Below are 22196 nucleotides of genomic sequence, written 5' to 3' on the forward strand. Positions count from 1 at the left end.
TATAAATCAAGTAAAAAAACAAACTTTTTAGATTATTTTAAACGTATTTATCTCTATATTTTGACACACAAATTACAGCTAAATTATTAATAGATTAACTGTTACAAAGGGAATAAGAAGGTAATGGTGTATTTGATTTATTTTACATTTATTACGGAATATGATATTTATTACATTATTTCAAGATAATGATATTTGACTGAAATGCTTATGTAAAAACCAACTGATAGTATGAACCTCGTAAGATAAATAAGAAAGAAAAAAATAAATAAAAACGTTTAACTTAAAAGGAGAACTAAATATAATGAAATTGAATAAAAAGATGACAAAATTTTCAGTAGCAATGGTAGCAACAGTAGCAGCAGGTCTTGGACTTGCAGTTAAAGCAGCAGATGCTGATGTATATACTGTAAAATCAGGTGATACACTAAATAACATCTCAGCAACATACGCTAACAAAACATCTAATGATGTCAGTGTTAACGCAATTGTTAAAGAAAATAAAATTAGTAACGCTAATTTAATCTATGTTGGTGAACAATTAACAATCAATACTGACACAGCTGCTAAGGCAACACCAGCAGCAAATACAGCATCAACAACAACTACTAAGGTAGCAACACCAGCTGCAACTCCTGCTAAAGCAGCAACAACAACAGTTGCACCAAAGAGTACAGTATCAACAGCAACTGCAAGCACTACTGATTCATCAAGTGCTAAAGCTTGGATTGCTAACAAAGAATCAGGTGGTTCATACTCAGCAAGAAATGGCCAATATATTGGTAAATACCAATTAAGTTCAGCATATTTAAATGGTGATTACTCAGCTGCAAACCAAGAAAAAGTAGCTAACAATTACGTAACAAGTCGTTATGGTTCATGGAGTGCTGCAAAATCATTTTGGTTATCAAACGGTTGGTACTAAAATTTAAATTATAAAAATAAGAAGCTTTGGATAGGGATATAATTCCTTATTCAAAGCTTTTTTGTTACTTTAAATCTTATGTTAAAATGATAATGTCCAGTAACTAAAGTACGCGAATGAAAGTTGAGAGTTGAATTGAAAAATTATGAATTTTTACTATTTGATATTGATGATACGTTACTCGATTTCGGGTTAACTGAAAAAAATGCATTGGAAAAGCTTTTTTTAACACAAAAAATAGCATTAGATGATAAAATAAAACAAAATTATTTGAAATTTAATCAACAATTATGGCGCCAATATGAGCGTGGTGATTTAAAACGGGACCAATTATTACAAAATCGGTTTGCGATATTTTTCAAAAAACAGTTTAATAGAGTAGTTGATGGTAAAGAGTTGGCTAAACAGTATCAGGATAACCTGTCTGCCGGACATGAAAAAATGATGGGCGCAGATGAATTATTGGCGTCAATAGATACATCTAACTATCAATTGTCGATTATTACAAATGGCGTTGCAGATATGCAGTATAAACGATTAGCAGAATCAAAGTTAGATAAGTACTTTCCACAAATTTTTGTTTCGGAAATGACGGGTTATCAAAAACCATCAGTTGGCTTTTTTAACTATGCCTTTGATCATATCACTGGATTTAATCCCGATAAGGCACTTATTATTGGTGATTCTTTAACGTCAGACATTCAAGGTGGAAACAATGTTCACGTTGATACTGTCTGGTATAATCCGAAAAACATTAAAAATAAGACATCGATAAAAGCGACCTACGAAATTGATGATCTGTTAGCCATAAATAATATAATATAAGAATAGTCTTAAATCAGAGGAATGGTGAAATAATGAAAGATGCTAAAATGATGAAAAATGTTAAAAAGATTATTACGTATGCTATTTTTGTGCTTGCTACCTATTTTTTATTTTCACAAGTTTTATCAGTGTCAGAAATAGCAACGGATCGCTCTTTTATGGAGATTGCAAAAGCAGAACCAGTCATATTTATTAGTATCTTTTTTATAATTTATAGTTTATTTATGATAATTAGCATTGCTTTTTTCTATTTTTCTCATATCTTATTAAAAATTAAAGGGAAATATGACATTAGTTTACTTATTTTAAATTTTTTCACAGTTTTTTTAACAATATCAACGCTTGTTATTAAATCAGTTGGAGGGGCATTGCCAACAGTAGTTATCAAAGTTAGTTTATTTTTCATTTTAATATCTATGTCCTTATCGACAACTGCAAAATTATTAGCCTTACGAGAAGAACGACTAAAAAAAAGAAAAAAATAGCTTAAATATAGAAGTGTTTTAAAGGAGGTACATATGAAAATTAAAGAACGGTTGGATACATTAAGTGATGCGATTATAGCCATTATTATTACTATTATGGTATTAGAGATGCCAATTGAGATAAAAAATGGAGAGATCAATTTTTTTGGTCTGTTTCAAGCCATTGGAATTTTTATTGTTAGTTTTTGTTTTGTTGCTAATATCTGGTATCAACATGCGGTCGCATTTTCGGAAGTAAATGAAGTACCAAATAAAATAATTGTGATGGATTTAATCTTAATGATGCTTTTATCGTTAATGCCAACTTTCACACGATTAATGACAAGTGATACTGTCCGAGAAACAGTTACAATGTATGGTATTTTATATTTGTTAATTATTTATCTATTCAGGGAAATTGTAAAAGAAATTATTCATCAAAAATATACAGAAAAATCTGATATGAAAAAAGTATATGTAACCATTTATGGCAGACATAACACAGAAACCGGATTATTAATATTAGCTTTAATTCTTATAGGCTGGTTTTTCCCTAAAATAACGTTAGTCTTTTTTATTATCATACCAATCCGTTCATTTATTACTAATAGTGCAGATAACAGTGAATTTACTAATATTAGTCAAATGGAACCTAAAGGTACTGAGGCATTCTTAGAGATGACACCTGAAGATAGAGAAAAATTAAAGCCAATTATTACGACACTTAGAAAAGAAATAAAGCAACAAGATCCTGATGCGTGGGAGAATTTTACAGAGGATGCTGAAGAGGCACTCGACGTTAGTGAAGGAACGATACTTAGGTGGTTTCGTCAATATCGTCAAGCCTTTGAGGATTCACAAAATACGCGAAGAAAAAATAAAAAGTATGGTAAAGACCAGTTAAGTAGAGAAGATGATTAACAGTAAACTGTCCATCCAATTTTGGAAAGGGCAGTTTTTAATTACAAAAAATCCCTATACTAGACTGATATTTCAGTATCTAATATAGGGGAGGTTATTATCATTCTTGTGCCATAAAATCTTTTAACCAATTTTTACCTTCGACGAAACGCGTAACAAGCATTGCAGTTGCAGTATTTCCTGTTGAATTTAATAAGGTTGCTGGAATATCAATGATGGTTGTAATAATCAAAATTAATGGAAGAGCAGCCATCGGAAATCCAAAAATTGAACAAATTAATGTTTCGGCTACCATGCCACCGCCAGGAATAGCGCCCATCACGACACCGACCAAGAACGAAACACAGATAATCATAATCATGTTATTTAAACTCGTGATATCTTTACCAAAAACGGCAAATAAAAATGTTGTTTTTAAGATACCACCAATAACTGAGCCATCCTTATGCGTATTTGCACCTAATGGGATAATCGTATTTGCGATATCTTCGCTGACGCCCATTTTTTTAGAATACTCTAGGTTAACAGGGATACATGCAGCTGATGAACTAGTTGCAATTGCTGTAACAGCAGGAGCTGAGACATTTTTCCAAAAAATCATAAAACCAGCTTTGCCACCTGCGATAAATGCATAGAAACTCATCATCACAAAGAAGTAGAAAGCTGTAATACCTAAGTAAAGAATGAAACTGCGTAAATATCCGGCAGCAATTTGAGGTCCTAAGTTACCGATAATATTAGCAAAGAAACAACCTAAACCAATTGGAGCATAAACCATTACATATTTAACCATCCGCATAACTACTACGTTTCCGGCCGATAAAAATTTTGTAAATACACTAGATTCTTTACCGGTTGCTGAAGCAGCTGTACCCATTAAAATCGAAAAGATAATTAGTTGCAACATATTATCTTTTGATAACAAATGATAAAAATCATTAACGGTGAATGTATTGACTAATGTTTCTAAACCAGATGATTTTGTTGATGTATCTTTAACAGTACCCATCAAGCCTTTAATCGTATCAACGTTAACGCCGTGAATAGGGTTAAAGAGGCGAACACCGATGTACCCAATAACACCAGCAATGAAGGCCGTTGTTAGGAAGACAATCAATGTTGTAATCATGATTTTACCAAGGCGTTTCATTTCAGACATTTCTGCGATGGCAGATGAAATACTGAAAAAAACAAGTGGGACTAAAATCATGTACATTAGATTTAGAAAAAGATCTCCTAAAGGTTTAAGAACAGCAGCTTGTTCTTTAAAGATTAAGCCGACAATCCCACCTATGATTAGACCCGAAAGTAATAATAAAGATGTTTTGTAGCGATTAAAAAAAGTAGTCATAAAAAATCCCCTTAAATAATTAGTCTAAAGTCATAAACACTAGTATATCAATTGTTTTGTTTAAAAGCTAAGGTAAAAAAAGGAAACGAATATTATGCAAAAATGAATAAGTTGAATCAATATTAAAAAATGAGATAGTGTTAGTTAATAATGAGTATTTAACCGATTATACTGATTTGAAAGATAGCTTATTGACGGGTTAAATACATTAGTTTACAATTGTAATCATAAGATCAATGAAAGAAGGGCAATACTAATGAATAATAAAAAAATAATTGAAATTAGCGACGCTGAATGGGAAGTTATGCGTGTTATCTGGACATTAGGTCAGAGTACTAGTAATGAAATATTTAAGAATTTAAAAGAGAAAAAGAATTGGCAAATGCCAACAATAAAAACATTATTGGGGCGATTAGTAAAAAAAGGGGCATTATCCGCTGATAAAGAGGGTCGAGCCTTCATATACAAACCCCTAATAGAAGAACAAACGACGATGGATCATGTTAGTCAGTTATTATTTGATCATATGTGCCAGATGAAAATTGGCTCAACAATTGCAGATTTATTAAGTGAAGTTGAGTTAAGCCGATCAGATATTGTGAAACTACAAAGTGTAATTGATGAAAAAAGTAAACATGCACCAGAAATGGTTGAATGTAACTGTTTAGCTGAAAAAATGATGTAAATGTTTCATGTGAAACATTATAAAATTTAAAAAGATTAATTATATACTAGGTACCCGTTAAGTTAACGGATGAAGTGATATTTAATTAGTATGTTTCTAAATAGCCTTATCCCAGTATCTTGGAGTAAGGCTATTTATTTGGTTATAGTACTTATCGTGATTAATAAACGTCCATGTAAGCACATGACCTATTTGCTATATTTTTTCTTCGGAATTTTTTGTATATTTCTTTTTATCGTCATTCAAACACAATATTAAGTCTGCCACAGTGGCCAACTTATCTCCTTTTTTTCAATCTAACATAGGCAGAAAAAATAAATGAGTGTGAATTTTTTTACTGGTTTAATTTTTTATTTCTGTTATTATTTAGGGCGTTAAGACAAATAATATAGATTGGAGAATGATAACTTATGGAAATTGCAGGATTTGGCGTTGAAGAATGGTTAAATGTTTATGAATCTAAGGCTACGTATGATATTGCACAAAGTACGGTTTCATCGATGACAATGAACGAATTATTAAATATTGGTCAAGAAAATGGTCAGGATTTTTATCGTGATTTAGATGCACAAAAGATGAATTATGGTTGGATCGAGGGGTCTCCAGCTTTTAAAGCAGAGGTCAGCAAACTTTATAAAGCGGTTTCGCCGGAACAAGTTTTACAAACTAATGGTGCAACAGGAGCAAATCAACTGGCACTGTATGCGTTGATTGAACCTGGTGATCATGTGATTTCCATGTATCCTAGTTATCAGCAACTCTATGATATTCCTAAATCATTAGGAGCTGAAGTCGATTTTTGGAATATTTCTGAAAAAAATCAATGGATGCCTGATTTGGATGAATTACGTGAAATCATTCGACCAGATACTAAAATGATTTGTTTAAATAATGCGAATAACCCAACGGGAACAGTAATTGAAACTAAACTAATGACTGAAATCGTTAAAATTGCAAAAGAAGTTGGCGCATATGTATTAGTTGATGAGGTTTATTTACCTTTAGATGATACAACGGTCGTAAGTTCAATTGTCGATTTATATGACAAAGGAATTGCGACGAATAGTTTATCAAAAACCTATTCAACTCCAGGCATTAGAATCGGTTGGACAGTTGCTAGTCCAGCTGTTACAGATATTTTTAGAAAATACCGTGATTATACGATGATTTGCGCGGGTGTGTTTAACGATCAGATGGCTGTTCATATTTTAAAAAATAAAGAATTAGTATTGGATAGAAATCGACAAATTGTGAAACGAAATTTAAAAATTTTAAGTGATTGGGTGGAAAATGAACCAGCAGTTAGCTTAGTAGTGCCAAAATCTGTCTCGACTTCATTTATAAAATTTGAAACAATTGAAGATGATGAACAATTTTGTCAAAAATTATTAAAAGATTATGGGGTTTTATTAGTACCTGGAAGCCGATTTGGTGTACCAGGTCATGCAAGATTAGGTTACTGTGCTAAAGAATCCGTTTTAGTAGAAGGATTAAAACGTTTGTCACAAGCATTACATGAATAAGTTTAGTGTATCAAAGAGATATAAAAAGTAGATTTACAAGTTACTTTTTATATCTCTTTTTGTGGAAAGTAAAAGTAGATGACAAATTAAAAAGTGTGAACTAGATCACGTTTTTAATGTAACCGATTTCACATCAGAAACCGCAGACTGTTGATATACTCCAAGCGAAACGACCGGCAGAGGAGGATGTCATGGTAAAAATACAGTAAAAAGATAACGCCGCTATCTATTTGGTATAAAACAATTAAAGGAGGAAATTATAATGGATTCAACGACAACGATGGTAAAGGTACCTAAAAAGAAATTTAAGTTAAAAATGCCCGGCGCTTTTGTCATTTTATTTATATTAACGATTGTTGCAGTTATGGCAACATGGATTATTCCAGCGGGCTCTTACTCTAAATTATCTTATGATCAGGCAAGTACGGAATTAAAAATTACCGATGCACATGGGAATGTCAAAAAGGTTCCTGCGACACAAAATCAATTGGATAAACTTCATGTCAAAATTGATATTAAACAATTTACATCAGGTGGTATTACAGCAGCGGTATCAATACCTAATACATATCAGCGACTGAAGCAAAATCCGGCAGGACCAGCTGATATCACAAATAGTATGGTTAACGGGACAATCGAAGCTGTAGATATTATGGTCTTTATTTTAGTCCTGGGTGGTTTAATTGGTGTTGTTAAAGTCAGCGGCGCATTTGAATCGGGTTTAATTGCGCTAACTAAGAAAACCAAAGGTCATGAATTTTTATCGATTTTCTTTGTTTCAATCTTAATGGTTTTAGGCGGAACCCTTTGCGGGATTGAAGAAGAGGCAGTGGCCTTTTATCCAATATTAGTACCAGTATTTATCGCGATGGGCTATGACTCGATAGTCTGCGTGGGGGCAATTTTCTTATCCAGTTCTATTGGGACCACGTTCTCTACGATTAATCCGTTCTCAGTTGTTATTGCGTCAAATGCAGCCGGAATTGATTTTACGCAAGGTATGATTTGGCGGATTGTTGGTTTGATTGTCGGGTCTATTTTCTTAATTATTTATTTAGGACGTTATAGTAAAAAGGTTAAGGATGATCCAACAGCTTCAATTACTTATGAAGATAGTAAAGACTTTAATCGATTATGGTCAGTATCTTCAGGTGAGGGTGGTAATAAATCAGTTTTCACTATTCGTAAGAAAATTATTCTATTATTATTTGTTGTGACATTCCCAATCATGGTTTGGGGCGTTATGGCAAAAGGTTGGTGGTTCCCAACGATGGCATCTTCATTCTTGGTATTCGCTATCGCCATTATGTTCTTAACAGGTACAGGTCGAGATGGTCTAGGTGAAAAGGGTGTTATTGATGCTTTTGTCGGTGGTGCATCTAGTTTAGTTGGGGTGTCATTTATTATTGGCCTTGCTAGAGGGATAAATATCGTATTAAATCAAGGATTGATCTCAGATACTATTCTTCAATATGCGTCATCTTTAGTCGTTGGCGTGAGTGGACCAATTTTCATAATTATCATGATGATTATTTTCTTCTTCCTTGGATTTATCGTACCTTCTTCATCCGGATTAGCTGTTTTAGCAATGCCAATATTTGCGCCATTAGCTGATTCTGCAGATATTCCAAGATTTATTGTCGTTTCTGCCTATCAATTTGGACAGTATGCAATGCTCTTCTTGGCACCAACAGGGTTAGTTATGGCAACACTTCAAATGTTAAATATCAGATATTCGCATTGGGTAAAATTCGTTTGGCCCGTCGTTGTCTTTGTTCTTTTATTTGGTGGTGCACTCTTAGTGTTGCAAGTCTTAATTTATTAAATTAAAAAGTATCATAAAAATAATGTATTTTTAATGTTTCTCATTTAATAATTTTTAAAACACGGTAGTGGAAGCGTTTTATAGATGTAATATACGATATTGAACCGTAAAAATCCTCATAATGAGAAATAGTTCACATTATGAATGTAAGCGTTTACTAATACGGACCAATTATTCCTGTTATGCTATGCATGTAATAAATATATGGGAGGTAATCATTATGACAAGTCCAGTACATGTAACATCAGAAATCGGAACTCTTAAAACAGTTTTGTTAAAGAGACCCGGTAAAGAAGTTGAAAACTTAACACCAGATATCATGGGTCGTCTTTTATTTGACGATATTCCATACTTACCTGAAATTCAAAGAGAACATGATTTTTTCGCAAAAACGTTGCAAGACAATGGCGTTGAAACAATTTATCTTGAAACATTGGCTGCAGAAGCTTTAGATGCAGGAAATGTAAAAGAAGAATTCTTGGAAAAAATGTTAGATGAATCAGGTTTAGTTTCTAGCACACTCCATGCTGCATTGAAAGAATACTTACTTTCAATGGAAACACAAGATATGGTTGATAAAATTATGGCTGGCGTTAGAACAAATGAAATCGATTACAAGTCAAATGCTTTAGTTGATTTAAGTTCTTCTGAAGACTATCCATTCTTTATGGATCCAATGCCTAACCTTTACTTTACACGTGACCCAGCAGCATCAATGGGCGATGGTTTAACAATTAACCGCATGACATTCGCTGCACGTCGTCGTGAATCATTATTTATGGAATACATTATGGAATACCATCCACGTTTTGCTAATAAAGGCGTAAACGTATGGCGTAGTCGTAACCATCTTGACCGTATGGAAGGTGGAGACGAATTAATTTTAAACGACCACGTTCTTGCAATTGGTATTTCACAACGTACTTCAGCTCGTTCAATCGAAGAATTAGCACAAGTATTATTTGCAAAACACAGTGGTTTTGATAAGATTTTAGCAATTAAAATCCCTAATAACCGTGCAATGATGCATTTGGATACAGTGTTCACAATGATTGATTACGATAAATTTACAATTCATCCAGGAATCCAAGATAATGGCGGAAACGTTGATACATTTATCTTAGAACCAGGTAAAGATAACCACATTAACATTTCACATCGTACGGACTTACAAAACGTCTTACGTGAAGTCTTAAAAGTACCAGAACTTATCTTAATCCCAGTTGGTAACGGCGATGCAGTAGTTGCTCCTCGTGAACAATGGAATGATGGTTCAAATACATTGGCAATTGCTCCTAATACAGTTGTAACTTATAATCGTAACTACGTTTCAAATGAAGTCCTAAGAAGTTATGGAATTAAAGTTATTGAAGTTATTTCAGCCGAATTATCACGAGGTCGTGGTGGTCCACGTTGTATGAGTATGCCTATCGTTCGTGAAGACTTAAAAAAATAAAATTTAAAAAAGGTGGAAATTAACATGTCAAACACAGTCTTTCAAGGTCGCAGTCTTTTAGCAGAAAAAGATTTTACTCCAGAAGAATTAGAATATTTAATCGATTTCTCAATTCATTTAAAAGATTTGAAAAAACGTGGAATCCCTCATAAATATCTTCAAGGTAAGAACATTGCCTTACTTTTTGAAAAAAATTCAACAAGAACACGTGCTGCTTTCACAACAGCATCAGTTGATTTAGGTGCTCATCCTGAATTTCTTGGAAAAAATGATATTCAATTAGGTAAAAAAGAATCAGTTGAAGATACAGCTAAAGTTTTAGGTAGTATGTTCGACGGTATTGAATTCCGTGGATTCAGTCAAGATGTTGTTGAAGGATTAGCTAAATTCTCAGGCGTTCCTGTATGGAATGGTTTAACTGATGAATGGCATCCAACACAAATGATTGCTGATTTTATGACTGTTAAAGAAAACTTTGGCAAATTAAAAGGCATCACATTGACATACGTTGGTGATGGTCGTAACAATATGGCTAACAGTCTTTTGGTAACTGGATCAATGTTAGGTGTAAACATTCATATCGTTGCACCTGACTCATTACAACCAACTGAAGAAGTTCAAAAATTTGCTGCTGAATTTGCTGAAAAATCAGGTAGCAAGAACATGATTACTTCAGACGTTGATAAAGGGGTTAAAGGTTCAGATATTCTTTACACAGATGTTTGGGTATCAATGGGTGAAGAAGATAAATTTGAAGAACGTATTAACACATTGAAACCATACCAATTAAACATGGACATGGTTAAAAAGACTGGCAATGAAAACATGATCATCATGCATTGTTTACCAGCATTCCATGGTATTGAAACTGAATATGGTAAAGAAATGTTCGAAAAATATGGTGTTAAAGAAATGGAAATTACTGACGAAGCATTCCGTAGTAAATATGCACGTCAATTTGAAGAAGCAGAAAACAGAATGCATTCAATTAAAGCAATTATGGCTGCAACTGCAGGAAACTTATTCATTCCACGCGTTTAATAACATTATGATAGTTTGTTTTTAACGGTGAAAGTAACTTAACAGGGAAGTGTCTCTGCAAAAAAATAGGCTGTCATTAGGGGGACTAATCTGGAGCAAGACTTTAGATTAGGTCCCTTTTTATTTTTAATAAAGAAAGTAGGCAGTTAAATTATGGACGAAAAACATACAGTTAAAAAAATTAGTTTAATGGCGCTAGTCGCGTTAGTTATTAGTTCTTCTATTGGTGGCGGGGTCTTCGGACTAACGTCTGATTTAGCCAATGCATCTTCACCCGGTCCTGCACTAATTGGTTGGGTAATTGTCGGAATTGGTATTTTGATGTTATCCCTTTCTTTGAATAACTTATTAAATAAAGAACCAGATTTAGAAGGTATTTTTACCTATGCAGAAAAAGGATTTGGACCATTCGCTGGATTCATCAGTGGTTGGGGTTACTGGTTATCTGCTTGGTTAGGAAACGTCGCATTCGCTACAATTTTGATGAGTGCGGTTGGTTATTTCTTCCCTATCTTTAAATCAGGACAAAATCTTCCTTCAATTTTAATTGCAAGTATCCTTTGCTGGGGGTTAACATACTTTGTTAATCGCGGTATTGAAGGTGCAGCAGCAATCAATGCGATTGTTACGGTCTGCAAATTAATTCCAATTTTTGTATTTATTGTTGTTGCTATATTCTTATTCAAGATCGATATTTTTACAGCTAACTTCTGGGGCACAATGAGTCATAACTTCGTTGCTGGCGATGTCGCTTCACAAATTAAAAAATGTATGATGGTTATGATGTGGGTCTTTGTAGGTATCGAAGGGGCTTCAATGTTGTCTTCTCGTGCAGAAAAGAAATCTGATGCAGGTAAGGCTACAATCATTGGCTTAATTAGTTTATTAGTCGTTTACGTTTTAGCTTCAATGTTACCATACGGTATTTTGACACAAGCACAATTAGCTTCAATTCATCAACCAGCAATGTTATATATTGCTGTTGAAATGGTTGGACCAGTTGGTGGATACGTTATCGGTATTGGTTTAATTATTTCAATTTTGGGTGCATGGTTATCATGGACAATGCTTCCAGCAGAAACAATGTTATTAATGGCAAAAAGTAAATTATTACCCGGTTACTTTGGTAAAGTTAATGATAAAAAAGCACCAACTTTTGCTTTAATCGTAACAGGCGGATTAGTACAATTATTCCTTTTCACGCTTTTATTCACAGATAAGGCTTATAACTTTGCTTATTCACTATGTACAGCTTCAATTATTGTTTGTTATATCTTAGTTGCGATGTATCAAGTTAAATACTCTATTCAACATATTGATGAAAAAGGCAATAAAGCACAATTAGTATATGGTTTAATTGCGCTATTATTCCAAGTTGCCGGGATTATTATGGCCGGTATCAGTTATTTATTACTCTGTTTAATTGCATACATTCCAGGAATTTACTTCTATGGGAAAGCAAGAGTAGCACAAGGTGAAAAATTCTTATCAAAAGGCGAAATAGGTATAACCCTGGTTATACTTATTGGTGCTTGCATTGGTATTTGGTTAATTGCGTCAGGAAAAATGGTTGTTTAATAAATAAAAAATGAGGAGTCGATTAATATGTCAAGAAAAATTGTTATTGCTTTAGGTGGAAATGCTATTTTATCAAAGGATGCTAGTGCTGAGGCACAACAAAAAGCATTGCGAGAAACAGCTGAATATCTAGTTAAATTTGTTGAAAAAGGGGATAAATTAATTATTTCTCATGGTAATGGTCCACAAGTTGGAAACTTATTACTTCAACAAGCAGCTGCAGTATCTGAAAAGAACCCAGCCCTACCATTAGATACTTGTGTTGCAATGACACAAGGAAGTATTGGTTATTGGATGCAAAATGCATTGGATAATGCATTAGTTGAAAAAGGAATCAATAAAGAAGTTGCAACTATTGTGACACAAGTTATTGTGGATCAAAATGATGCTGCATTTAGTAACCCAACTAAACCAGTTGGCCCATTCTATTCAGAAACAGCTGCTAAAGCAGAAATGGCTGCACATGAAGAGATGACATTTGTTGAAGATGCTGGTCGTGGATGGCGACGTGTTGTTCCTTCACCACGTCCAACTGGGATCAAAGAATACAAAACAATCGATCAATTAACAGAGAATGGTGTGATTTCAATTTCTGTTGGTGGCGGTGGTGTCCCCGTTGTTGAAGAAAATGGTAAATTACATGGCGTAGAAGCTGTTATTGATAAAGATTTCGCTTCAGAAAAATTAGCCGAATTAGTAGATGCTGATTTACTTATTATTTTGACGAGTGTTGATAATGTTTATGTTAACTTCAATAAACCTAATCAAGAAAAATTAGAACAGGTAACTGTTTCTGAATTAAAAGAATATATCAAAGAAGACCAATTTGCTAAGGGTAGTATGTTACCTAAGATTGAAGCTGCAATTGAATTCGTTGAAGCAAGTAAAAAGGGTCGCGCAATTGTGACATCTTTAGAAAACATCAGTCAATTATTAGATAATGATGCTGGTACAGTTATCGTAAAAGGCTAATAAAAAGCGATATTTAAGCTAAATTAGCTAACAAAGTTGTAAGGTAAATTGTGGCCAAGGAATATCCATGTTAAAATGATAAAGGAGAGAGTTTAGGGAGTTAGTAATTAGTGGAGGGGATCAAACAATGCAAAAAATTAAAGCAGTACCCCAATATATGCAGTATTTAAGAAAATTGTCAGATTTTGAAACACTGACTGATGAAGAAGCAAATTTACTAATGAACAACATGAGTATCAAATCATTCCAAAAAGGTCAGGTTCTTTTTGACGAAAATGATCAACGTACGCGTTTTTATTTTTTAATAGAAGGCGTAATACGGGTTGAACGATTTGATATTGATGGTGACTTTGGATTTTATTCATATATCAAAAATGACTTAGGATTTCCGTATCGAGGCTTATTAAGTGATAAAAATTACCCTTATTTAGCGAGAGCCATGACGGATATACAAATCGTTTATTTCCCAATGGCCTTAGTTGAACGGATATTGAAGCAAAATATTCTGATGGCTACTCGAGCAATAAGGGAGATGTCAACAATTCTAAGTGCTACAGAGAATCAAGTTCAAAGAATGGTAACGTCGAGTGCTCATGATCGAATTGTACAAGCTATTAATATTTTAGCAGAACAATTAGGTGCTGATTTCACAGAAAAGCATGTCGTTATTCCTTATCGTGTCACGATCAAAGAGCTAGCGTTAGTTAGCGGGACTACTCGTGAAACAGCCGGACATGTGATTAAGTGTTTGGCTAAAAATGAGGAAATCATTTTTGAACGCCAGCAATTAACATTGTTGGAAGGTTGGTTTGCTGATCAGAGTTTTGACCGGCAAGAACGCATCTTTAAATTATAAGCTGAATAAAAAAATGATCATATGACTTTGGCATATTTATTATGGCCAGGTCATATGATTATTTTTTTAAAATAAAATTGTAATTAAACCGATTGCTAATACTACTTGAACAAGCATAATACCACCAGCATAAAGTAATAAACGCTTGCCTTGACTAAATAGTGATTTTAAATTTAAACGAAGACCAATAGCCGCTAAGGCAATTATTTCACACCACGTACTTAGAAAATGTGCAGTTTCACCAATTGGAGAAGGTAAAAAGTGTAAACTATTAAGGACACAAAGTGTTAAAAATCCAATGACATACCAAGGAACTAAAGTTGATTTTTTTGTGGTTACTTGTGACGCTTTTTGGGTAGGTTGATTCTTACTGTGCAAATAGCTAAAAATAGTAATGACAAATACTAAACAAATAATTCTTAGTATTTTGAATAATGTAGCAGTTACGATGACATCCTGATTTAGCATTGTCGCACTTGCAACTACTTGTCCAACAGATTGCACAGTTCCACCGATTAAGACACCTCTGAAAACATTGTTACCACCCCAGAGGAGGGTTCCAATAATAGGTAATGTTAACATTAAAATCGTTCCCATTAGATTAACTAATGTAATTGAAATACCAGTTTCTTCATTATCAGCGTCAATAACTGGGGCAATTGCACCAATGGCTGATGAACCACAAACAGCATTTCCACCGGCCATTAGTAGGTAAGTACCTTCACCGAAGGCTAATTTCTTACCTAGCCAAATTGCAAAAATAATGGTGATACTCATCTGAAGGAAGGTAAAAAGTAAGCCGTTTAAACCAATTTCTTTAATACTTTGAAATGTGATAGTCGCACCTAACAAAAGAACCGAGTATTCTAATAAACGTTTCTCAGAAAATTTAGTTCCGGCCGTTAGTGTGGGTTGATGTAGAAAAGTATTACCTAAAATGATTCCAATGAATAAAGCAATAGTTGCACCACCTAACATGGGTAGCCATAATTTAGCAATAAAATAGCTGGCAAGCCCAATTAGTAAGGCAACGATAAATCCTGGTAGTAAATTAGTTATTTTTTTCAATATGATCATCCTCTCTAAACAATACTTTAACTATAGCTGATTTCTTTTAATTAATAAAATAAATCTTTATAATAAGTACTATTAATAAAACGAATGGAAGTGGTTAATATTTTTAAAAATTTAGAAATTTTTAAATCAGTTTATGAAACAAGAAACTTTACTACTAGTGCGCAATTACTATTTTTATCACAACCAACGATTTCAGTTCAAATTAAACAATTAGAAGAAACATTAGGTGTTATGTTATTTGAAAGAAATGGACGACAACAAATTGTACCGACTGAGAGTGGGACGTTACTTTACCAACAAACACAACAGTTACTAGATTTATGGCAGCAAGATCTATTTGCCTTAAAACATCAAAAAACTGATCAGAAAATTGCCTGTAAAATAGCTGCTTCACACACCACTGCAGCATACTTACTACCTGACTTATTACGTAAAAATAAGGAATCTTTAAAACGATTAGAATTAGAAGTTAGCGTTCTGAATTCATCACAAATTATGGAACAATTAAAGCAACATAAGTTAGATTTTGGATTTATTGAAAAACCGTTGACAGAGAAGAATATAAAACGATACTCGTTGACGACTGATCAATTAGTTTGGGCTGGTAATGAGGATGAGCCGTGGTTACTTAGAGAACATGGATCAGGTGTCTATCATTATTCAATTAACTACTTAAAAGCAAATAATTTAACATTAGAGCACTTTATGACGATTAAAAGTAATTCACTAATTATTCAATTGCTGAGACAAGGTATAGGACAATCAATTGTTTCACAGACTGCACTAACTGATTACCCAGAGATACCAGTCAAAGTACTATCAAAACAGTATCAGCGTGAATTCTACCTTGTTGGAAGAAGCGAACTACCAAAGCCAATTCAAGAATTTGTAACTTGTTTAATAAATGAATCTTCTAAAGCATAGATTAAGGTAATCAGACTTAAGTATAAAAAAATTAGGTTAAACAACTTGCTTACTTTTAGTAAGTGTGATAATTTAAGTTTATTAAATATATTGGGGGTATCAATCATGAATACTAAATTATTAGGATTACATCATATTACAGCTATTACTTCAAGTTCACCAAAAATGTTTCATTTTATGACAGAAATATTAGGGTTACATTTAATAAAAAAAACAGTAAATCAAGATGATGTTAGAACATATCATCTATACTTTACGGATGATATGGGATCGGCAGGGACCGATATTACCTTTTTTGATTTTCCGGGTTTATTTCAAGGTACAAAAGGAAAAAATGGTATTTCGAGAATTGGATTTAGAGTTCCTAGCGATGATGCCCTAGATTTTTGGGCAGAACGATTTGACGATTATGATATTAAACATGATGAAATTGAAATGAATTTTGGCAGTAAAACAATGAATTTTTATGATTTTGATCATGAGCAATATCAATTAATTTCTGACGAACGTAATCATGGTGTGGAAGCTGGGACACCTTACTTATACAGTCCGGTTCCCAAGATGTTCGCAATTAGTGGTTTAGGAACAACAATTATTACAGTAGATTATCCAGAACGTATGGATATTGTGTTAAGACAATTACTGGGATTCGATAAAATTGCCACAGAAAATCAACGTACATTATATGAATTGAACGATGGTGGGCATGGCGCACAAATTATTATAGAAGAAGACCATGATTTACCGAATGAGATTCAAGCATATGGAACAGTTCATCATATCGCTTTCAGGACAGAAGATGAAGAGTCATTGAACTATTGGATTGAACAAATACAAAGAGTTGGTATTAGTGATTCAGGTTTTGTTGACCGATTCTATTTTAAATCAGAGTATTTCCGTCCTGGTGAAGGTGTATTATTTGAAATTGCAACAGATGGTCCTGGATTCTTGCAAGATGAAACATATGAAGAAGCCGGTATTCACCTAGAGTTACCACCATTTTTAGAAGACCAACGTGCAGATATTGAAGCTCGCTTAGTTAATTTCAATTCAGACAAGAAGTTATAGATATGGCAGAAGCAATTACATCTTATAAAGCTGGTAAGGTTGGCAATGCGACAATCTTAATGTTGCATGGAACTGGTGGAACGGAATCAGATTTACTATCAATTGCAGATTTTTTGGCTCCAGATAGTCCTAAAATTGGTATTCGTGGACGGTTAATAGAGAATCGGTTAACACGTTATTTTGCACATTTACCGGATGGTGGTTTCGATTTAAATAGTTTATCTGTAGAGACAAGTTGGTTAATGACTGTAATTAATGAGTTAGCTGTGGAGTACGCTTTTGATCCAGAAAAATTAATTGTCCTAGGTTATTCTAATGGGGCTAACGTTGCCTACCATTCATTATTAACGGGACAGGCACTATTTAAAACAGCTGTTTTACTACATCCGATGGTGTTATCGGAAAATATTAAAGCGACTGCCGATTTAAGTGATATTAAAATTTGGGGTTCATATGGATTTTTAGATCCAATTGTTTCGAAATCAAATTTTGATGAACTAAAGAAATTCTGTCGAGAATTTAATATTGAATTTACCAGTTTTGAGGCTGAACAATCACATCAAATTTCAGAATCAGAATTACGGAATGCTAAACAATGGTTAGATAAGACCAATAGATTAAAAATTGAGGAATAATATAAGATGATTTCATTTAATAGTAACGAATTATCGGCTAAAAATCAGTACAAATTAATGTCTGGTACGTTAATTCCGAGACCCATAGCATGGGTTACCACTGTAAATGAGACGGGGCTAATTAATTTAGCTCCATTTAGTTTTTTTAGTGTTGTATCGGATACGTTGCCATTAATGTCGATTTCAATTAATCGACGTAAAAGTGGTGAAATGAAGCACACCGCGGCTAATTTAGTTAGTTCAAAACAGGCTGTGGTCCAATTACCAACACGTGAATTAATGGAATTTGTTAATCGGAGCGCTGCTAGTTTTGGACTAGACGAGAGTGAAGTTTCCGAATTGAAATTAACAACGGTTCCTAGTAATAAGGTATTGGTACCAGGTATTGATGGTGTTAAAGCGAGGTTTGAAGTTATATTGAATCAGCATGTTCCTATTATGGATGATGGTAAGATTATTACGGATTTATTTATTCTTGAAGTGGTTTATTTTCACATAGAAGATGATGTCTTGGATAAAGAAAAAATGTATATTAATGCTAAAAAATTAGATCCAGTGGCAAGACTGGCTGGACCAGAATACGCTAACTTAGGAGAGCAATATAAATTAATTCGACCAAAATAGTTAATATCAAATTAGTAATTCTTTGATTAACTATTTTTGTATGGATTGAATAATTATATTTCCGTTATTGACGTATATTTAAAGTACTTGCGAGTGGGTCGGATGTCGTTGCTATTGGCCGTCCAATGGTTTATAGGCTTCATTTGGGTGGTGCGAAAGGTGTTCAATCAGTCTTTGAACATTTAGCTAAGTAATTAACAATTGATATGCAATTAGCTGGAACAAAAACAGTTGATGATATTAAAAAAACGGAACTTATTTAAAGAAAACAATAGGGGGATACAATTATGCTAGTTATTAATTACATTCATGGAGAAGAATTACAAGCAACTTACAAAACAGCTGCTGCTTTTGTTGCGATGATGGAATTAGAAGTACCCGAATTTGAAGATTATTATGAAATTACTAAAGTGATAGAAGCTGGTAAAGAAATTGAATTATCGGATAAAACAATGGGCGGTTTATTTAACTTATTATTAGCACGAGGATAATTTTTATTAATAAAAATGGTTCTTTGTTAACTGTTGTTAAATAGTAGTTAAGATACTAAAGTATGACCCAATTATATTTTTATTGGGTCATACTTTTTCATTTATAAGAAATACGTTTGTTATTGAACTAGCAAACATAATAAGCCATTATTTAGTAAGTTCTTTCATATTATTAACTGTTGGGTGTTTCAATTTGTGAGAATAAAAAATACAGTACCAGAAATATAAAAATAATATCTGTTACTGTATTTAAATCCGATTTAAAAGATTTATAGCATAGAGTATTTTTGTTTCACGTGAAACATTGGATCAATTAAAAAATTGATAAATCAACATACTTATTTTGTAAAATCTTAAAATCATAGGTTGCTAGGTTTTGAATATCTTCTAAACCATCAAACATTGCTGTATAACTTCCAGCAAGCATTAGATTTAAAGGAATACCTTTGTTTTGGCGAACCAAAATAACTGGTTTACGATTGGCATGAGCATAACCACATTCCCAAACAGTACCTGAGTCAGCTTCATCATTGTTTTCTTCTAATTGATAATCAAGAACTGCAACAACGATATCTGCTTGATCAATTTGGCGAATATCATTTTGAAAGGTAGCCGTTTGCCATTCAAATGTGCCAAAGTCTGCATCTGGATATTGAACGTTTCCTGGAAGATGAATTGCATCTGCGTTAATTGTTGGATTTTTACTTAGGAGATCGGCTACCAAATCTAATCGTTCTTTTTGTTCTGGACTGAAAAAGGGTCCTGCAAGATAAACGCGTTTTTTTGTCATTGTAAACTCCTTTAATATTAATAATGTAAGTATACTAATAATTAAAAAATAAATCAATGAATAATTCGGCTATTAATCTTTTGATTGTAAATTAATATAACATTTAAAATATATATAGATTAAAAGCGAACTATAAATTCGATTTTGATTATAGTTATTCGTCTGTGATAGCTTTGTACTTTAAATGTTTAACAGAAATAAAGGTAATTATTTTTCAAAAAAGTAAACGCTTTCTTGAATATCTAATTAAAATGGACTAGTATTAATAAGAATAGATAAAAACAGTAAGCGGAGGAGATAAGTATGCAAGTTAAAACAAAGGATTTTGGAAATGACTATGATTTAATAACGATTATAAATGATAATGGGTTTGAATTGTCACTCACAGATTTAGGGGCTAGAATTGTTAGCCTCAAGGTACCCACAAGTACTGGAAAACGTGAAATTGTTCTTGGATTTGATTCAGCAAATGAATACTTAGAAAAAGATAGTTTTATTGGTGCTTCAATTGGTCGTGTTGCTGGACGAATTAAAGATGGTAAATTCAACATTGATGACCAAAACTACCAAGTTCAAATTAACGAAGGAACAAATACGCTACATGGTGGGACACCAGGATTTGATACTAAAAAATGGACATATAAAATAATCGAAGATGAAAATGAAATAGCTGTTATTTTTCATTTAGATAGTCCAGAAGGTGAACATGGTTTCCCCGGAAATATGGCAATTGATGTAAAATATTTATTTAATAATGATAATATTTGGCATCTTGAAACAACTGCTAAAACGGATAAAGATACATTATATAACCCAACAAATCATGTTTACTTTAATGTTATGGGTGACGTAACAGAAACAATAGATGACAATTTATTACAAGTAGATAGTGATAAGTTTGCACCATTAGAACCAGATTCAATTCCAACAGGTAAAAAGATGTCTGTTGATGGAACGCCTTATGATTTCCGTCAAGCTAAGACATTACATGACGTTTTCACAAGTGATTTTGCTCAAAAAAATCAAGTTAACGGTATCGATCATCCCTTTTTCTTGAATAATCCTGCCGTTGGTAAAGAATCAGCAAAATTAGTTAGTCCAGATAAAGAGGTTTCTGTCTCAGTTTCAACTGATGCAACAAGTTTAGTTATTTTCACAGCTAACTTTGGTGAAGTTACACCAATTATGCACGGTAAAAAATTAGCTAATCATGCAGCAATTACATTTGAAACACAGTCAGCACCTGGATCTGAACAATTCCCTGAATTTGGCGATATTGTTTTACGTGTAGGTGATACGTACAAAACAGTTACAGAATTTAATTTAAATTAAATTAAATAGTAATCAACTGAGACAGTCATGGTAAAAATAGTGACTGTCTTTTTGTCGTTAACTTACGAGTGTAAGTCATACCATTTTATTCGAGAAAGATGTAGACTTTAGTCAGGATAAAATGAAGGAGTGGATATATGATGACAGAAATAAAGAGAGTATTAGTTGTTGGATCGAATGGTCGAATTGGCCAAAAAGTAACGAGTAAATTAGCTGATAAAGGTTACCAAGTCTTGGCGGGTTCAAGACATACAGATAATTTAGATCAAGGTAATATTACTTATGTCTACGTTGATTTATTAGAAGGTATAGATAAATTGGTCAAAAATATGCAGGCTGTTGATGCCATATTGTTTGTTGCTGGTTCTGGTGGTAAAGACTTAATGAAGATTGATCTAGACGGGGCAGTTAAAACGATGGAAGCAGCTGAAATAGCTCATGTTAAGCGTTTTGTAATGTTGAGTTCCATTTACTCTTTAGATAGAGAAAAAATTGAAGTTTCATCATTAAGAGATTATATGACTGCTAAGTTTTATGCTGATAATTGGCTAATGAAGAATACGCAATTAGAATATACAATTCTTCAGCCAGGTGCCTTAGTAGATGAGCCAGGTACTGGTAAAGTAACATTAAATGATGGTCAAGCGGGCTCTAACTCACTTGAAAACGTGGCAGACGTCTTAGTTTCAGTTATCGCACACGATGATACAATCGGAAAAGTAATTACGATGCATGATGGGGATACAGATATCAAAGATGTTCTATAAATAGTTAGAAATTTCGACATAAAAAAGAGGATTACTCAGTTAGTTACTTAACGGAGTGATCCTCTT

General features: G+C 33.2%; 22 protein-coding genes and 1 pseudogene. 20 read left to right on the forward strand and 3 right to left on the reverse strand.

The window, feature by feature from the left end:
• Positions 1-304: 304 nt before the first annotated feature.
• From ACE83Q_RS06215 to ACE83Q_RS06230, 4 genes are all read left to right on the forward strand, one after another.
• Positions 305-925 (forward strand): LysM peptidoglycan-binding domain-containing protein, encoded by a 621-nt coding sequence (locus tag ACE83Q_RS06215; RefSeq protein WP_409021871.1) that lies wholly within the window; start codon positions 305-307, stop codon positions 923-925.
• A 135-nt stretch (positions 926-1060) separates the two neighbouring features.
• Positions 1061-1750 (forward strand): YjjG family noncanonical pyrimidine nucleotidase, encoded by a 690-nt coding sequence (locus ACE83Q_RS06220; RefSeq protein WP_409021872.1) that lies wholly within the window; start codon positions 1061-1063, stop codon positions 1748-1750.
• Positions 1751-1782: 32 nt separating this feature from the next.
• Positions 1783-2235 carry a hypothetical protein gene (locus ACE83Q_RS06225; protein ID WP_409021873.1) on the forward strand — a complete coding sequence of 151 codons (453 nt, stop codon included), beginning with the start codon at positions 1783-1785 and terminating at the stop codon, positions 2233-2235.
• A 33-nt stretch (positions 2236-2268) separates the two neighbouring features.
• Positions 2269-3135 (forward strand): TMEM175 family protein, encoded by an 867-nt coding sequence (locus ACE83Q_RS06230; protein ID WP_409021874.1) that lies wholly within the window; start codon positions 2269-2271, stop codon positions 3133-3135.
• A gap of 100 nt (positions 3136-3235) precedes the next feature.
• On the opposite strand, the gene ACE83Q_RS06235 is transcribed toward ACE83Q_RS06230, so the two are convergent.
• Positions 3236-4486 carry a dicarboxylate/amino acid:cation symporter gene (locus ACE83Q_RS06235; RefSeq protein ID WP_409021875.1) on the reverse strand — a complete coding sequence of 417 codons (1251 nt, stop codon included), beginning with the start codon at positions 4484-4486 and terminating at the stop codon, positions 3236-3238.
• Between the two features lie 256 nt (positions 4487-4742).
• Between ACE83Q_RS06235 and ACE83Q_RS06240 the strand changes: the two genes are divergently transcribed.
• The 8 genes from ACE83Q_RS06240 (at position 4743) to ACE83Q_RS06275 (ending at position 14422) form a co-directional block, all read left to right on the forward strand.
• Positions 4743-5171 carry a CopY/TcrY family copper transport repressor gene (locus ACE83Q_RS06240; protein ID WP_409021876.1) on the forward strand — a complete coding sequence of 143 codons (429 nt, stop codon included), beginning with the start codon at positions 4743-4745 and terminating at the stop codon, positions 5169-5171.
• 410 nt (positions 5172-5581) lie between these two features.
• Positions 5582-6694 (forward strand): aminotransferase, encoded by a 1113-nt coding sequence (locus tag ACE83Q_RS06245; protein ID WP_409021877.1) that lies wholly within the window; start codon positions 5582-5584, stop codon positions 6692-6694.
• A gap of 262 nt (positions 6695-6956) precedes the next feature.
• Complete coding sequence (locus ACE83Q_RS06250; protein ID WP_409021879.1) at positions 6957-8519, forward strand: YfcC family protein; 1563 nt, start codon at positions 6957-6959, stop codon at positions 8517-8519.
• A gap of 220 nt (positions 8520-8739) precedes the next feature.
• Positions 8740-9975 carry an arginine deiminase gene (arcA, locus tag ACE83Q_RS06255; RefSeq protein WP_409021880.1) on the forward strand — a complete coding sequence of 412 codons (1236 nt, stop codon included), beginning with the start codon at positions 8740-8742 and terminating at the stop codon, positions 9973-9975.
• A gap of 24 nt (positions 9976-9999) precedes the next feature.
• Positions 10000-11016 carry an ornithine carbamoyltransferase gene (gene argF, locus ACE83Q_RS06260; RefSeq protein ID WP_409021881.1) on the forward strand — a complete coding sequence of 339 codons (1017 nt, stop codon included), beginning with the start codon at positions 10000-10002 and terminating at the stop codon, positions 11014-11016.
• A 153-nt stretch (positions 11017-11169) separates the two neighbouring features.
• Complete coding sequence (gene arcD / locus ACE83Q_RS06265; RefSeq protein ID WP_409021883.1) at positions 11170-12594, forward strand: arginine-ornithine antiporter; 1425 nt, start codon at positions 11170-11172, stop codon at positions 12592-12594.
• A gap of 27 nt (positions 12595-12621) precedes the next feature.
• Positions 12622-13566, forward strand: coding sequence for a carbamate kinase (gene arcC, locus ACE83Q_RS06270; protein WP_409021884.1), 945 nt, complete (start codon positions 12622-12624; stop codon positions 13564-13566).
• Between the two features lie 127 nt (positions 13567-13693).
• Positions 13694-14422, forward strand: coding sequence for a Crp/Fnr family transcriptional regulator (locus ACE83Q_RS06275; protein WP_409021885.1), 729 nt, complete (start codon positions 13694-13696; stop codon positions 14420-14422).
• Positions 14423-14488: 66 nt separating this feature from the next.
• On the opposite strand, the gene ACE83Q_RS06280 is transcribed toward ACE83Q_RS06275, so the two are convergent.
• On the reverse strand, positions 14489-15499 hold the full coding sequence (locus ACE83Q_RS06280; RefSeq protein ID WP_409021887.1) for a YeiH family protein: 1011 nt from the start codon (positions 15497-15499) through the stop codon (positions 14489-14491).
• Between the two features lie 84 nt (positions 15500-15583).
• Here ACE83Q_RS06280 and ACE83Q_RS06285 point away from each other — a divergent pair, with 84 nt between their 5' ends.
• From ACE83Q_RS06285 to ACE83Q_RS06310, 6 genes and pseudogenes are all read left to right on the forward strand, one after another.
• Positions 15584-16423 (forward strand): LysR substrate-binding domain-containing protein, encoded by an 840-nt coding sequence (locus ACE83Q_RS06285; RefSeq protein WP_409021888.1) that lies wholly within the window; start codon positions 15584-15586, stop codon positions 16421-16423.
• Between the two features lie 105 nt (positions 16424-16528).
• Entirely contained in the window at positions 16529-17491 is a 963-nt protein-coding gene (locus ACE83Q_RS06290; protein WP_409021889.1) for a ring-cleaving dioxygenase, read from the forward strand.
• 2 nt (positions 17492-17493) lie between these two features.
• Complete coding sequence (locus ACE83Q_RS06295; protein WP_409021890.1) at positions 17494-18126, forward strand: alpha/beta hydrolase; 633 nt, start codon at positions 17494-17496, stop codon at positions 18124-18126.
• Positions 18127-18132: 6 nt separating this feature from the next.
• Positions 18133-18750 (forward strand): flavin reductase family protein, encoded by a 618-nt coding sequence (locus ACE83Q_RS06300; RefSeq protein ID WP_409021891.1) that lies wholly within the window; start codon positions 18133-18135, stop codon positions 18748-18750.
• Positions 18751-18824: 74 nt separating this feature from the next.
• Positions 18825-19013, forward strand: a pseudogene (locus ACE83Q_RS06305) (alpha-hydroxy-acid oxidizing protein); the annotation flags it as partial.
• Positions 19014-19037: 24 nt separating this feature from the next.
• Positions 19038-19241, forward strand: a complete 204-nt coding sequence (locus ACE83Q_RS06310) for a hypothetical protein (RefSeq protein WP_409021892.1) — start codon at positions 19038-19040, stop codon at positions 19239-19241.
• A 313-nt stretch (positions 19242-19554) separates the two neighbouring features.
• Here ACE83Q_RS06310 and ACE83Q_RS06315 read toward each other — a convergent pair whose 3' ends face one another.
• On the reverse strand, positions 19555-20031 hold the full coding sequence (locus ACE83Q_RS06315) for a nucleoside 2-deoxyribosyltransferase (RefSeq protein ID WP_409021893.1): 477 nt from the start codon (positions 20029-20031) through the stop codon (positions 19555-19557).
• A gap of 303 nt (positions 20032-20334) precedes the next feature.
• Here ACE83Q_RS06315 and ACE83Q_RS06320 point away from each other — a divergent pair, with 303 nt between their 5' ends.
• Both ACE83Q_RS06320 and ACE83Q_RS06325 read left to right on the forward strand, forming a co-directional pair.
• A complete protein-coding gene (locus ACE83Q_RS06320) occupies positions 20335-21363 on the forward strand; it encodes a galactose-1-epimerase (RefSeq protein WP_409021894.1) in 1029 nt (342 codons plus the stop codon).
• Between the two features lie 137 nt (positions 21364-21500).
• Positions 21501-22130 carry an SDR family oxidoreductase gene (locus tag ACE83Q_RS06325; protein WP_409021895.1) on the forward strand — a complete coding sequence of 210 codons (630 nt, stop codon included), beginning with the start codon at positions 21501-21503 and terminating at the stop codon, positions 22128-22130.
• Positions 22131-22196 lie beyond the last annotated feature (66 nt).

It is taken from the genome of Dellaglioa kimchii (assembly GCF_046115505.1).
GTDB classification, from domain to species: Bacteria; Bacillota; Bacilli; order Lactobacillales; family Lactobacillaceae; genus Dellaglioa; species Dellaglioa kimchii.